Here is a 14,882-nt window from a genome sequence, read left to right as displayed (position 1 = left end):
ATAACAACCATGCCAATAAGACAAGACGATAATCAACCTAATAAAAGATTTGGAATAGTAAATATCATTTTAATAGGAGTAGGAGCCTTACTTCTATTTAGTAGTCTCTTCCCGAATCAAAATATGCAAATCCCTAGGGTTCCTTACTCTTTATTCATAGATCAGGTGAATGATGGGGAAGTTAAGAGAGCATACATAACACAAGAGCAAATAAGATATGAATTAAATGGAGCTGAAGAAGGCGCACCTTCAGTATTGGCAACAACCCCAATATTTGATATGGACCTCCCACAAAGGTTAGAAAGTAAAGGGGTTGAATTCGCTGCTGCTCCTCCAAAGAAGCCTAATATCTTTTCAACAATCTTAAGTTGGGTTGTGCCACCATTAATTTTTATACTTGTGTTACAATTTTTTGCTAGAAGAAGTATGGGGGGCGGAGGTGCTCAAGGAGCACTAAGCTTCACAAAAAGTAAAGCAAAAGTTTATGTACCCGATGATGAATCTAAAGTAACATTTGCCGATGTTGCTGGAGTTGACGAAGCCAAAGACGAATTAACAGAGATAGTCGATTTTTTAAAAAAACCAGAAAGATATACAGATATAGGAGCACGAATACCTAAAGGAGTACTTCTTGTAGGACCTCCAGGAACTGGAAAAACACTTCTTTCAAAGGCTGTTGCTGGTGAAGCAGAAGTTCCTTTCTTTATCATTTCAGGCTCTGAATTTGTTGAACTTTTTGTAGGTGCAGGTGCAGCAAGAGTTAGGGATTTATTTGAACAAGCCAAGAAAAAAGCTCCATGCATTATCTTTATTGATGAACTAGATGCTATTGGTAAAAGTCGTTCTGGTTCAATGGGAGTTGTTGGAGGTAACGATGAGAGAGAACAAACTCTAAACCAGCTTCTTACTGAGATGGATGGTTTTGCCTCCGCAGATAAACCAGTTATAGTATTAGCAGCCACAAACCAACCTGAAGTGCTTGACGCGGCACTTTTAAGACCAGGAAGATTTGACAGACAGGTCTTAGTAGATAGACCAGATTTATCAGGTAGAAAAACCATATTAGAGATCTACACAAAAAAAGTTAAACTTGCAGATTCAATAGATTTAGATTCTATCGCGCAAGCTACAAGTGGATTTGCTGGTGCTGATTTGGCTAATATGGTTAATGAAGCTGCCTTGCTAGCTGCTAGAGCTAAAAGAAAAAGTGTTGAACAACAAGATTTAAGTGAGGCCATAGAAAGAGTTGTGGCTGGGTTAGAGAAGAAAAGTCGAGTTCTTCAAGATGATGAGAAAAAAGTAGTTGCATACCATGAAGTTGGTCATGCAATAGTCGGACATCTAATGCCTGGAGGTTCCAAAGTGGCTAAGATTTCAATTGTACCTAGAGGTATGAGTGCACTTGGTTATACTCTCCAATTGCCAACTGAAGAAAGATTTCTGAATTCCAAAGAAGAATTAAAAGGACAAATAGCTACACTTCTTGGAGGAAGATCTGCAGAAGAGGTTGTTTTTGGAAAGATTACTACCGGAGCATCAAATGATTTACAAAGAGCAACTGATATCGCCGAACAAATGGTAGGGACATTTGGAATGAGTGATATTCTTGGTCCTCTTGCTTACGATAAACAAGGAGGAGGACAGTTCTTAGGAAATGGAAATAATCCTAGAAGATCTGTTAGTGACGCTACTGCTCAAGCTATTGATAAAGAGGTTAGAGATTTAGTTGATGATGCGCATGAAACTGCACTTAATATTTTGAGGAATAATTTACCTCTTCTTGAATCGATTTCTCAAAAAATTCTTCAAGAGGAAGTCATAGAAGGGGAGGATCTCAAGACTCTCTTGGCAGAAACTAAAATGCCTGCATAGTAGAATCTAGATCTAACTAGAAATATTTATGCTAAAACCAAATAAGCTTGCTAAAAATAATTTCCTATCAAGCTTGGATTTATCAACAGATGAGGTTTTTCATATACTAGAGCTTGCAAGTAATTTTAAAAATAAAAAAATAAATATTGACCTTAATAATAAAGTTTTAGGATTGATTTTTGATAAGTCATCAACTCGCACAAGAGTTAGTTTTCAAGTTGCGATGTCAAGGCTTGGTGGAACAACTATTGACCTCAATCCGACAACATCACAAATAGGGAGAGGAGAGCCAATTAAAGATACTGCAAGAGTTCTAAGTAGATATTGCGATGTTATTGCAATTAGAACGTTTGAGCATTCAGATTTGGAGGAATATTCTAAGTGGTCTACGAAGCCAGTTATTAATGCTCTTACAGATTTAGAACATCCGTGTCAGGCCCTAGCTGATTTTTTAACAATTCACGAGGAATTTCTTGATTTTAAAGATGTAGTTTTGACATTTATAGGTGATGGAAATAATGTGGCTCATTCTCTAATTTTATGCGGAGCATTATTAGGGGTTGAAGTAAGGATTGCATGTCCCAATAGTTATCGTCCAAATCCCCTCGTTATCAAAAAAGCTCGTGAAATTTATAAGAATGATAATTTGTTGAAAATCACTAATGATCCTTATAATGCTGTAAAAGGGGCAAACGTTTTGTATACGGATGTATGGTCATCTATGGGTGAAGAAAATCAAAAGAAAGAAAAGGATAGGGACTTTAATGGATTCACTATTGATAGTGATCTAGTAGAAAAGGCAGAAAAAGATGCAATCATTCTTCATTGCCTCCCTGCGTATAGAAATAAAGAAATAACTAATGCTGTAATGGAAAGTGAAAAAAGTAGAATTTTCCAACAGGCTGAAAATAGAATGCATGCTCAACAAGCTCTTTTATCATGCCTTCTTTGTTGAAAAGTTTGCAATGTACACTATAAAGAGGTACAAATGTATTAGTGTACATTGGTTTTATGGAAACTTCTTCAGGGGATGATCTTACCCAAGCTCAAAATGAGCTTTATGGATGGATAAAGAACTATATGAAAGACTTTCAACATAGTCCATCCATTAGGCAAATGATGCAAGCTATGGGATTAAAATCTCCCGCTCCAATTCAAAGTCGCTTGAAACATTTGCAAGAAAAGGGTTACATCTCATGGCAAGAAGGTAAAGCAAGAACATTGCAAATAGTTGATGAAATTATAGAAGGTGTACCAATTATGGGTTCAGTGGCAGCTGGAGGTTTAATTGAAACTTATTCAGATGTTCAAGAGAATTTAGATATTTCTGATGTTTTAAAAAAGAAAAATGTTTTTGCTCTTACAGTTAATGGAGATTCTATGATAGATGCGTGTATTGCTGATGGAGATATGGTTTTGATGGAACCGATAAAAGATTCATACTTTCTTAGAAATGGAACTATTGTTAGTGCAATGGTTCCAGGTTTAGGAACAACTTTAAAGTATTTTGTTAAGAAAGGAGGGAAAATATTTCTTGAAGCAGCTAATCCAGCTTATGAACCAATTGAATTAAATTTAGATGAAGTCGTTTTTCAAGGAAAATTATTAGCTGTATGGAGAAAAATTAATTAATATTTATTATTATTTCTCTAAATAAATCCATCCTGCAAATAACTCTTTGTTTAGATTCACATATCTGTTGATATTAATAATATCTTTTTTAGTTATTTTTCCTTCTTCTATAAATAAAAAAATATTTTTATTTTTTTTGTAGTCTATTTCATGACATAACTTGATATCTTCAATTTTGATAATATCTTTAAAGAATATTTTAAAAACATCATTTTTCATTAATTTCGAGCCTTTTAAAAAAACAGATTCATTATTTGAAGTTAATTTAGTTAAAAAACTATTGTTGAAATTGAATTCCTCTCTATCCAATATTTCTTTAAATTCAATATTGATGAGTTTTTTTAGTTCATTTAATTCGAATACAATATTTGATTTGCGTTCTTTAATAATTGAAACAAAATAAAAAAATAAAATAGAAATAAGAAATGAAATTGCTACATTCTTCTTTCTCTTTGGAGAAACTCTATATTTTTCAATTGTAGGATTTGAAATAATATCCCAAGTTTTTTTATCTTTTGCTCTTTCTATTTTAAGGTTGATAAGATTAGATTCAATTGAAGTATAAATATTTTCATTTCTGCTTAGTGTCTTTTGAAGTTCTTTATATTTTACAAGGATTTGATTCGGTCTTTTAAGAGAAGACTCAAGGGTATCAATTTGAAGCTTTAAATTTCGCAAGTACTCTGATTCTTCTGTCATTAAAGATGAGTATCTTGCGTATTTAGTCTCTAATGTTTCTAATAAATCAAATTGTTTAGTATATCTTTGACCTGCAGTTTCATTATTATTAACCTGATTCTGTAAATTTGTGGCATTATTTGGATTTAATTGATTTTGAGGATTAAATGAATTATTTATACTTTGCCCACCAAATGTATTATTTCTGCTTTGATCTCCTCCTATTAAAGTTAAACTCCCATTATTAGTTCCAGATCTTTTGCCTAATTTTACAAATCCGTCAATATCCCCTAATCCATTTTTAATTGAAAATTTATTGAATGTTTTTAAAGAATCGAGATATTTTCTTTCATAAATCTTCTCTTGTTTAGATAAGAATTTTATTTGGCGATCTAAATCTTGATTAAGTTTACTTATTGAATACTTTTTATATTTTTCGGTAATTTTTCCTAATACATTTAATATAAATTCTTTATTCTCATCTTCATATGAAACTTTTATAATGTTGGAATCTTTTGATGCCTCAACTGAAATAGGACCAGTTATCCATTCATTAAACGTGTAGTCATTATTCAGCTTTTTTGTTTTTTTTATGTATTCAAATACTGGTTGAAGAACAAATGGAGTTTTTAGTAGATATGCCTCATCGCTAATATTATTCTGATTTTGTAGAATATTAACTATAGGATTACTAGACAAAGTGGATTTACTCTCTTGATTCTTGACAAGAACTGTGAAATTTCCAGACCAAATTGGCTTTGCTATTAAGGTAAAAATAGCTGTGCCAAAAGATATCAATATGGCAGGGAAGATAATTAGTTTTTTATTTCTTAGGAAAATTCTTAATAGAAAATTCAAATCAATTTCATCATCAAATTGATTTATATCTTTCGAATCTTTCATATTATTTTCTTTCATTATTAAACTAGAGTCCTAAAAGTTTAATTAGACCAATTCCACTTAAGATTGGGTTAGATATTTCGGAAAATACTTCCGAAGTTGTTTTTAAGGCAGTATTTTTTACATTAATAACATCACCATCTTTTAAAGTGGGATTTTTATAACTATTTATCACTGCATTTTTATCGTATCTAAAAATTCTCATATCAGATGAGCCATCATAGTTAAAGCTTAAATATTCAATATTACCTGTCCAATACTTGGTACCACCTGCAGAAGCAATTGCTTGGATTAAAGTAACACCTTTTTTAAGTTTAGTAGCTCCGCTCTTAGGGATGTTACCAGTAATATAAACGTTAATTTCTCCTTCGCTTATATTTGTTCGATTGATAGCTTGAAGTTGTTCTTGAATTATATTTTCACTTTTGCTTATAATAATATAATCATCATCCATAATTTCAATATTGGTTGATTGAGCTCCTTCAGAAAATAACTTAAGAAAATTTAGTTCAGTAGATATCTTACCTCCTCCTTGTGATAATGAATTTTTTCTAATAATCTTAATATTTGAAAGATCTGCAAAGTTAGTAAAACCCCCTGCCTTTCTTATTGCATTATATAAATAATATTTTTGATGAGAATAAACAGTACCACTATTTATATTAGTCATTTGAACTTCATAATTTGATGTAGGGTTGAAATCGTAAAGACCTGGCGTCTTAACTTCTCCACTAATGAAGTATTTGATAACTCTTTTTTGATAAAGGCTAATCTCTAAATCAGGATCTTTTATAAATTTTGTATATTCGGCTTCTAGTTTCTTTTTTAATTCATTAACGGTAAAACCTCTAACTTTAAATTTACGAATTTCTGGCAACAGTAAATAACCTTCATCATCAATAGTATAAAAATTATTAAAAATTTCTAGGCCTTTAAAGAAAACATTTACTGAATCACCACTATCTAAGATATATTCGCTTTTTTGAATTATTTGATTTGATGTATTAGAAATCTTTTTATTTTCAATATTATTTTCGCTTTTAACAAACTCTTGAATTATTAAAGGAGAAAATGAGGTAAATGTTAAAAAACAAACTATTATTTTATTTATTGCTTTAATTTGGTATGACAATATATAATAAAATATTTAGACAATAATAACACGTCATTTATCAATTATTAAGAAAAAAAATTATAATAAAGAATGTATTTAACCAAAACAAAGTCTGAATCTAAAAAGGTTTTTATTATAAAAAATTCAAAATTTTAATTTATAAATATATGAAAAAATTGATATTCTCAACAGTCCTTTATAACACACCTATAAAAGATATTAAGAACCTTATGGATTCAATTGAATCATTGATACTGGCATTTAAAGAAAAAAAAATAAATATTAAAGTTACTAAATTATTGATAAGGGATAATTCAAAAAATCCAATATATTCTAAAGATAATTTAAATTTAGGGAAATATTCATATAAAGTTGATCTTATCAGATCTCATAGAAACCTTGGTTACGGTTTAGGTCACAATCATAATTTACTAGAACAAAATTCAAATAAAGATATTTGGTTTATAGCTATTAATCCAGACGTATACTTTCAAGGAAAAAAACTAGTAAGTTTCTTTGAATTTGTAACCTCTTCTAATCTAATTTCTTGTGCTGCTCCATTAATCTATCTTCCAAATGGTAATATCCAATATTCAGCTAAAAAAAATCCTACAATGTTTTCACTGCTTATAAGCAGATTCTCATTTTTTCAGAAATTACCAATCCTCAAAAAATACTTAAATCAAAATCAAAATAGATATCAAAATTATGAAAAAGAATTTATAAATTCTACTTTTTTGTCGGGTTGTTTTCTTGCTTTTCCATCTGAAACTTATAAAAAAATTAAAGGATTTTCAGAAAATTATTTTTTGCACTTTGAGGATGCAGATATCGTAAGAAGAAGTAGTTTTGAGGGTAAAACAATGCATTGTCCATTAGGACAAATAACTCATATTCGCGGAAGAGGATCCCATAAATCATTATTTCAGCAATATCATTTGATTATTTCTTATATGAGATATTCTAGGACATGGGGTTTCAGATTATTTTAAGAATGTTTTATATAATTGATTTTTGAGGTATTATTTTAAAATGTAGGCAAAAAAACTAATAATGTTAAATATCATAATATTTGGAATATTAACTTTTTATATTACTTATTCAATAATTCCAATTTTAAAAAAATATCTTTTAGTTGAGCCTAATAAAAGAAGTTCCCATAACATAGCTAAACCTACAGCAGGAGGAATAATTTTTGTATTTTTAATATCTTTAATTGCTTACTTTAATAATGATTTTATCCCTTTAATTTGTCTTCCTTTATCTATCGTTGGACTTATTGATGATAAGTATGACTTGCAACCTTTTATAAGGCTATCGGCACAAATTTTTACCATAATTTTACTATTTAATATTTCTCCTTTAAAAGATATTCTCCTAAATTCTTATAGCGGATTGCCTTTCTTTTTGATTTTATTATTAATCATATTTCTATCATCTGGATGCATAAACTTCATAAATTTTTCTGATGGTTTAGATGGTCTTTTGGCTGGCTGCATGATTATAATTTTTGGATCTATTTCTGTATATCTTGATCTAAATTATTGGCCATATGTTTCATGTCTACTAGGATTTATTGTTCTTAATTGGCATCCTTCAAAAATCTTTATGGGAGATGTGGGAAGTACTTTTTTGGGATCACTTTTTGTTGGTGTGATACTTCAGAGTGGTAGTTTTACTGAGGCTTTGAAAATTCTTTTATTAGCAAGCCCTTTATTGGGTGATTCACTTATATCAGTTTCAAAAAGATTTCTTTCAGGTGAATCAATAATAATTCCTCACAAGTCATTTTATTTCAAAAGATTAAATGAGGGAAAATTTTCTCATGATCAAGTTTCTATGATATATATGTTGGCAACTTTTTTAATTTGTATGTGCCTATTATTTGGAAATTTATATTGGATGATAGGAGTCATAATTTTAGAATTAATAACTTTACTCTACTTAGAGAAAAAGTTTGCAATCCAAATATAAAATATATTATTTATGCTTTAATTTAAAACTTAAAATTTCTTAGATTCAAATGAAAACGCTAACAGACTTGAGGAAAAATATAAATAATGGAAAACCTTCAATTGGAACATGGATGCAAATTCCATCCCCAGAAATAGCTGAGATTTTGTCTGCGACAAAATATTATGATTGGATAGTTATTGATATGGAACATGGGACCTTCTCAAGGAGTGATATCGCATCTATAATTAGAGCTATTGAGGTTAATGATAGTCTGCCATTTGTAAGATTGCAGAAAAGTAATAGGACTTCTGTTAAAAACATAATTGATTTTGGATTTAAGGGCTTTATATTGCCAATGATTGAATCTAAAAATCAATTGATAGAAATTAAAAATGAACTACTTTACCCACCCTTGGGTAAAAGGGGAGTTGGATTCTCGAGGTCTAATCAATATGGCATTAATTTTGAAAAGGCTATAAAAAATAAAGAAAGACCTTTTTTAGTGGGCATGATTGAAACTAAGGGTGGGCTAGATAATATTAATGAGATTTTAAATACTGATTTTCTTGATGCTATCATAATTGGCCCTTATGATCTTTCTGCCTCATTAGGTGTTTGCGGGGATTTTGAATCAATAATTTTTAAAGAGGCTTATGAATTTATAAAGAATAAATGTTTCAAGAAAAATATTAATTTTGGTATTCATATAGTTGAACCTTCCAATGCAAAATTAGAAAAATCAATAAAAGAGGGCTGTAAATTCATTGCTTATTCAATTGATTCAGTTATATTACATTCAGTAAAACCGACAATTAATTAGAGTTATTTTGTATTAGATTTTCAACTACTTTTACATCCCCAAGAATGTCTACCGGATGAAAATATCCATCTACTGAAACCATTTTGACATCTTTACCATTCTCAATCACCCTTAACATATCTATAGATTCATTAATTTCAAGGGGAGTTGGCTCTAAATTACTATAAGTTTTTAGGAAATGAGTTTGGAATGGTATGACACAAATTTGTTTACCTACATTTTTATTAACTATTGGTTCCCAGGGGATTGGACTCCTGGACATGTATATTGCATTACTATTTTTATCTTTTAATACCTTTATACAATTTTTGTTGGTTAGTTCCTCCTCCCTAATTTGTCCATAACCATTAGCGCAAAGTATATTCTTATCTTTAATTAAAGAATATGTAATTTTATCAATTACATTATGTTTAACCATTGGCTCGTCACCTTGAACCATAGTACAAATATTATAAAAAGATCTTTGTTTTTCTAGATTTAGAATTGCTTCATGACATCTATCTGATGCTCTTTTATGTTCGTTTGATGTAAGAATTGAGTCTGCATTTATATGATTACAGAAATCAATAATTTCTTTATCTGGAGTAGCTATTACAACTTTTTGAAAAATAGTTGATTTTATACAATTATCGTAGACATGTTTGACTAATTCTTTACCATTTATTTTAAATAACGGTTTTCCTGGAAATCTAGAACTCCCCATTCTTGCAGGGATAATACATATATTGTTCATTATTTAAAAAGATAATTTTTTTTATTATTTGAAAAGCTAATAAGGCTTTTAAAGTAATTTTAAGACAGAGGATGTTAAGATTTCAAAAATGTATATTTAGTTAAATGAGTTTATTGGGTCATGTTTAATAAAACTTTTAAATTAGGAAATAGAATTATCGGAGATGAAAACCCTACTTTTATAATTGCGGAAATAGGGATTAATCATGAGGGCAATCCTACAAAATGTATGGAAATGATCGAATCTGCTGCGAGAGCTGGAGCTGATTCAATTAAATTGCAAACTCTACCTGCAAATGAGAATTATTTACCTGGGACAGAATCTAATGATATTTTTTCAAAAGGGTGGATAGATATTGAGACAACTGCTAAAGCATTTGAACTTGCAAGAGAATTAGGTGTGGAGCCAATGACCACATGTGGAGATTTGATTACACTTTTTAAAGTTGATAAACTTAAACCAGTAGCTCATAAAATTTCATCAGGATTAATTACTCATGAGCCTCTAATTGATGAGGCATCGAAGTTGGGCAAGCCTTTAATAGTTTCAACTGGCATGACAAAAATAAATAGTGCTAAAAAAGCTGCAAAAATTATATTAGAAAACAAAAACTATGATGCATGTTTTTTAAAATGCACATCTCTTTATCCAGCACCTTTAAAAGATTTAAATTTAAAGGGGATATTAGAATTAAAAAAAATATTGAAAGCTCCAATTGGATTTTCTGATCATTCCATTGGTATTGATGCTTCTTATTTGTCAGTTGCTATGGGAGCAAATATAATCGAAAAACATTATAGTTATGATACTTCTAGGAAAGGATTTGATCATCAAATTTCTGTTAATGAGAAGGGACTCTCTGAATTGGTTCAAAATATAAGAAAAGCAGAAATAATACTTGGGAACAATACAATGGAAATATCAGAGGCACAAAGCTACATGTCTAAGTGCAATCTTAGAAAAATAGTAGCTCGAAAAGAAATTAAAAAAGGTGAATTTTTGAATTTAGATAATGTAGGATTTATGAGGACATTACCATCAGTAGAAGGATTAAGCCCCGCATACTGGAGAAAAATCAAAGGTTATGCAACCAAAAGAAATTTTTCTAAATATGAAATCATTACAGAATCTGATTTAAAAAAATGAAAGTAAACACAATCAATTCAATTAATATTTTAATAACTTGTTCTGGAGGCCAATTAGCTCCAAGTTTGTTAAGGTCAATTTCAAAAAGCAAAAATATTAAAATTAATACAATTTCAACTGATTTAAATTCTGATGCAATAGGACGTTCATTTTCGGATAAATTTTTTACAGTCCCCTCAGGTTATGATGAAAAATATATTAATCATATGCTTAATTTATGTAAAAAAGAAAAAATAGATGTAATTTTTCCTTGGTCTGATGAAGAATCGCTAAATTTCGCTCTTAATAGAAATGTTTTTGAAAATGAAGGAATTAAAGTTTCTTGTCCACCAGCGGAAATGGTGCCTTTTTTAGTTAATAAGGGAGATATGTATGATTATCTTGCTAATCTTGAGATACCCTTGCCAGAATATAAAAGGGTTACTTCTAAAGATGCCCTTAAAAATGCAGCATTTGAGCTTGGTTATCCAGAAAATGAATTAGTTGTAAAGCCTACCGTAAGTAGAGGTGGTAGAGGTGTATGGATTATAAAAGAAAAGGATCTTAAGATGGATGAATTAAATAAAGAGATCTCGCTTGATTCATTTAACTTAGATTCTTTTTTAAACACATCGAAAGATGAAGATTTTCAAGAACTTATAGTAATGAAGATGTTACCTGGGGCTATGTATGATGTAGATATATTAGCTAATAAAGAAGGAACTCCCTTTTATATTGTTCCAAGAAGAAGATTTCATCCTAGAACTACCCCCTTTAGAGGATGTTATTTGGATAAAAACGAATCAGTAATTGAGTTGGCTTCTAAACTTCAAAGTAAGTTAATGATGCCTAATTTATTTGATTATGACATTATTCTCGACGAAAAAAATAAACCTTGGATATTAGAAGTGAATCCCAGAATGAGTGGAAGTTTGGCTGTTTCTGAAATTAGTGGTATTAACTTCATTGAAATGGCCTGTATGATGCTCCTAGATCTTCCTTTCGAGAAAGTAGATATTCCATGGGGCAGAGGTGCTAAGCCTTTTTTTGAATTATCTCAGATGGTGGTATCCTCAAGTGAATAATTTAAATATTCTAGTTCTTGAAAGTATTCATCCTTCAGGAATTAAATTATTAGAAAAAGTTGGTAAGGTAAATGTTAAATTTAATCTTTCTAAAGAAGAGATTTATAATTTCCTCAAAACAACACACATAGTAATTTGTAAAAGTGTAATTAATGTAGATAAGGAATTTATATTAAATGCACCAAAACTTCTCCTTGTAGGGAGAGCAGGTACTGGGATAGATAATTTTGATGTAGACTTTCTGAAATTTAAAAAAATTCCTTTGTTAACAGTCCCAACTGGTAATTCAATCTCAGCTGCTGAATTCACAATAATGTGTATATTAAATAGTATTAAAAATACTACTAAAGCAATAAATAGAGTCCAAAAAAGAGATTTCAGAAGAGATCTACTGCAAGGAAGAGAACTTTCACAAATGACAGTCGGCGTAGTTGGGTTAGGAAATGTTGGGAAATTGGTAGTTGAAAGATTACATCCATTCGGTTGCAAAATCTTAGCCTTTGATAACAAAAAAAATGGGAATCAAAATAACTTCAATAAATTTAAAAATACTTTTCATGTAGAAAGTTTGGAAAAGCTTTTTAGAGATTCTGATATAGTAACTCTTCATGTAACAGCAAATAACCAGTCTATAGGAATGGTCAATAAAGATTTATTATCTAAGGCAAAAAAAGGTTTAATTTTGATAAATACTGCTCGGGGAAGGCTTCTTAATAATGAAGATATCCTTGAAGCTATTGAGAAGGGAATCATAAAAGAGGCTTTTATAGATACTCTTTATCCAGAGCCTTCTTATAGTGAATTGCCAGAATCTTGTGCTTATAAACATCCATTTTTAAATCATTCTAAAATTACAATCTTTCCTCATATGGCGGCATCAACTGAAGATGCCCAAAAAAGAATTTCTCTTGATCTTGCTCAACAAATAAAATTATTTTTAGAGAAAAAAAATTACTTAGAAACAAGCATATGAACTTCAGAACCACATAAATTCTTATCAATTATTTCTTGGATTTGATTAATAAGGTCATTAGTCATAAATTTATTCTGAAATGTTTTTATTGTAAAGTCGGAAGATTTATTTTTATCTAATTCAATTAATAGGCTTCTTTTTAAATCCATAGAATCAGTACCAAAATGCCATTGAGATAATTTTTTTAATTTATATTTTTTGCAAAAATAATTTATAGATTCAAATGTATATAAATGAGTATGCCCAGCACCTAATTGTCTAGGAAAAATATTTTGAAAAGCATTTTCAAAGAAAACAGATAATGAGAATAATGGAACACTGAAAAACATATATTTGGCTTTGGATTCTAAAAAAGCCTCAATTGCATTATTAGGATTAGATAAATGTTCTAAAACTCCAATAAAGGAACTAACGTCTTTTTTTTTTTCTTCAATCTTTTTATAAAGTTCCTCTTCTGAGAATACTACATTAAAACAATTACAAGCATCAGAATTATTTTTGTATTTCCAATAATCTTTTGCTAAATCTATCATTACATTTGAAATATCATATCCAGTTGAATCAACCTTTAACTTCTGAAGAGAGTTAACAAAATGTCCACCACCACAGCCAAAATCTGAAACAACAAAAACATCAATATTTTCTATTAATTTTAGAGAATCTTTTAAGTACTTTGCTTTTGCTAGATAAACCTTTTCAATTCTTTGTTCATAATCCTCAAATAATTTTTTGAGTAACTAGTTCCTTTGTACATATAGTCTGTAAACTCTTTAGAGTCTTCATGCAATCCATTAAGGTGATTACAATTGCGGCAAATTTTATATTCAACTCCATGATTCCTAAAATCGAAATCATAAGGTTCTAAGCTTTTTTGACAAACTTTGCAAAACTTTCTAATTTCTTGCTTATTATAAAAATTATTTGAACTGCGAGACCTCTTCAATAATTGATCATTTTCAGCAAAAAACTTTTTTTTATATCAGTTATATCACCAAGATTTTTACTAAATTTGTATTCCATATTAAAAGCTTATTTCTTTTTTGTTATCTTACATAATACATCTCGCTGCAATATATCTTTTATCTTTCCAAAATATATATATTATTTTTTTAAATTTTAAAGTAGCTCTTCAATAAAAAGAAATGGTAAATATTTCATGTTTTATTCAAAATTATCAAAAACCGAAGATTCATTTCTCCTCTAAAACTTTAAATAAGGTCTCTGCGAATTCAAAATCTTCAGGAGTATCAATGTCTTGACATAAAATTCTTGGTAAAATAAGCCCAACCCTATTTGATATATCAGGAAATTTTTGCAAATTGTAGAAATAGCATTGACCTGCATCATGGAATGTTTCTAATAAATCTTGAGATCTTTTACCTTTGAATTCATTCCAAAAGAAATCTAATGTTGAGTCATCATTTTTCCTTAATGCTCTTTGTGGAGGGTAAGGGAATGAAGTTATTGTTAAAGAACAAGCAGCTTTTTTTTCTAAAAGAAGAGAGTAACATTTTTTTAAAGTTTCTTTTGTTATGAATGGCGCAGTTGGATATAGATAACAAAGTGTATCTGGAACATTATTGATAGATATCTCATGATTAATGTAGTGTTGGATTACTTCAATGTCTTTAGTGAAGTCATCTGACAATTTTGAAGGTCTAATAAAAGGTATCTCTGCACCGCAATTTTTTGCGATTTCTGCAATTTCTAAATTATCAGTACTTACAACAATTTTTGAAAATAAATTAGAATTTTTAGCACAATCAATTGACCACTGAATAAGAGGTTTGCCATTAAATATCTTTATATTTTTTTTTGGGATTCTTTTTGAACCACCTCTTGCAGGAATAAGACATATAGGCTTCATATTTTTTTCCTTGAAATTACATTTACCTTAATCATCTTAGGATTCTTCTTTAAGTTCTGTCTGAAAAACCGTTCTTATTTTTAAGAATAAATAATATGTTATATTTTAAGATAACTAAAAAATATGA

The 14,882-nt window shown here is 29.5% G+C and carries 14 protein-coding genes; 9 read left to right on the top strand and 5 right to left on the bottom strand.

Annotation, left to right across the window (positions count from 1 at the left end):
• The first annotated feature begins 9 nt into the window (after positions 1-9).
• Genes ftsH through lexA form a run of 3 tightly spaced genes read left to right on the top strand, consistent with a single transcriptional unit; the run spans position 10 to position 3,504 of the window.
• On the top strand, positions 10-1,872 hold the full coding sequence (gene ftsH / locus EU96_RS01920) for an ATP-dependent zinc metalloprotease FtsH (RefSeq protein ID WP_032527197.1): 1,863 nt from the start codon (positions 10-12) through the stop codon (positions 1,870-1,872).
• Positions 1,873-1,900: 28 nt separating this feature from the next.
• A complete protein-coding gene (gene argF / locus EU96_RS01925) occupies positions 1,901-2,827 on the top strand; it encodes an ornithine carbamoyltransferase (protein WP_032527196.1) in 927 nt (308 codons plus the stop codon).
• A 56-nt stretch (positions 2,828-2,883) separates the two neighbouring features.
• Positions 2,884-3,504, top strand: coding sequence for a transcriptional repressor LexA (gene lexA, locus EU96_RS01930; RefSeq protein ID WP_032527195.1), 621 nt, complete (start codon positions 2,884-2,886; stop codon positions 3,502-3,504).
• A 9-nt stretch (positions 3,505-3,513) separates the two neighbouring features.
• Here the strand turns inward: lexA and EU96_RS01935 are convergent, their stop codons facing one another.
• A complete protein-coding gene (locus EU96_RS01935; protein WP_193741352.1) occupies positions 3,514-5,085 on the bottom strand; it encodes a GumC family protein in 1,572 nt (523 codons plus the stop codon).
• Positions 5,086-5,107: 22 nt separating this feature from the next.
• On the bottom strand, positions 5,108-6,214 hold the full coding sequence (locus tag EU96_RS01940) for a polysaccharide biosynthesis/export family protein (protein ID WP_032527193.1): 1,107 nt from the start codon (positions 6,212-6,214) through the stop codon (positions 5,108-5,110).
• Between the two features lie 149 nt (positions 6,215-6,363).
• Between EU96_RS01940 and EU96_RS01945 the strand changes: the two genes are divergently transcribed.
• The 3 genes from EU96_RS01945 to EU96_RS01955 all read left to right on the top strand — a co-directional run bounded on the left by EU96_RS01945 (position 6,364) and on the right by EU96_RS01955 (position 8,972).
• On the top strand, positions 6,364-7,188 hold the full coding sequence (locus EU96_RS01945; RefSeq protein WP_032527191.1) for a glycosyltransferase family 2 protein: 825 nt from the start codon (positions 6,364-6,366) through the stop codon (positions 7,186-7,188).
• 61 nt (positions 7,189-7,249) lie between these two features.
• Positions 7,250-8,170, top strand: coding sequence for a hypothetical protein (locus tag EU96_RS01950; protein ID WP_032527190.1), 921 nt, complete (start codon positions 7,250-7,252; stop codon positions 8,168-8,170).
• Positions 8,171-8,219: 49 nt separating this feature from the next.
• A complete protein-coding gene (locus EU96_RS01955) occupies positions 8,220-8,972 on the top strand; it encodes an HpcH/HpaI aldolase family protein (protein ID WP_032527189.1) in 753 nt (250 codons plus the stop codon).
• On the opposite strand, the gene EU96_RS01960 is transcribed toward EU96_RS01955, so the two are convergent.
• On the bottom strand, positions 8,965-9,705 hold the full coding sequence (locus EU96_RS01960) for a 3-deoxy-manno-octulosonate cytidylyltransferase (RefSeq protein ID WP_032527188.1): 741 nt from the start codon (positions 9,703-9,705) through the stop codon (positions 8,965-8,967). The genes EU96_RS01955 and EU96_RS01960 overlap by 8 nt on opposite strands.
• Before the next feature lie 120 nt (positions 9,706-9,825).
• Here EU96_RS01960 and EU96_RS01965 point away from each other — a divergent pair, with 120 nt between their 5' ends.
• Genes EU96_RS01965 through EU96_RS01975 form a run of 3 tightly spaced genes read left to right on the top strand, consistent with a single transcriptional unit; the run spans position 9,826 to position 12,888 of the window.
• Entirely contained in the window at positions 9,826-10,851 is a 1,026-nt protein-coding gene (locus EU96_RS01965; RefSeq protein ID WP_032527187.1) for an N-acetylneuraminate synthase family protein, read from the top strand.
• Complete coding sequence (locus EU96_RS01970; RefSeq protein WP_032527186.1) at positions 10,848-11,915, top strand: ATP-grasp domain-containing protein; 1,068 nt, start codon at positions 10,848-10,850, stop codon at positions 11,913-11,915. The genes EU96_RS01965 and EU96_RS01970 overlap by 4 nt, the downstream gene beginning before the upstream one ends.
• The gene (locus EU96_RS01975; RefSeq protein ID WP_032527185.1) at positions 11,908-12,888 is read left to right on the top strand and encodes an NAD(P)-dependent oxidoreductase; all 981 of its coding nucleotides are present in this window, start codon (positions 11,908-11,910) and stop codon (positions 12,886-12,888) included. The genes EU96_RS01970 and EU96_RS01975 overlap by 8 nt, the downstream gene beginning before the upstream one ends.
• Here EU96_RS01975 and EU96_RS01980 read toward each other — a convergent pair.
• Positions 12,867-13,526: a methyltransferase domain-containing protein gene (locus EU96_RS01980; RefSeq protein ID WP_241434584.1), complete on the bottom strand. Its 660-nt coding sequence runs from the start codon at positions 13,524-13,526 to the stop codon at positions 12,867-12,869. The genes EU96_RS01975 and EU96_RS01980 overlap by 22 nt on opposite strands.
• 551 nt (positions 13,527-14,077) lie before the next feature.
• Entirely contained in the window at positions 14,078-14,755 is a 678-nt protein-coding gene (pseF, locus tag EU96_RS01985; protein WP_032527183.1) for a pseudaminic acid cytidylyltransferase, read from the bottom strand.
• Positions 14,756-14,882: the final 127 nt, after the last annotated feature.

Origin of the sequence: Prochlorococcus marinus str. MIT 9302 (assembly GCF_000759975.1) — a bacterium.
In the GTDB taxonomy this organism is placed as follows: Bacteria; Cyanobacteriota; Cyanobacteriia; order PCC-6307; family Cyanobiaceae; genus Prochlorococcus_A; species Prochlorococcus_A marinus_M.
The sequence above is the reverse complement of the archived record's forward strand: the minus strand, read 5'-3'. Positions and strand labels throughout refer to the sequence as shown.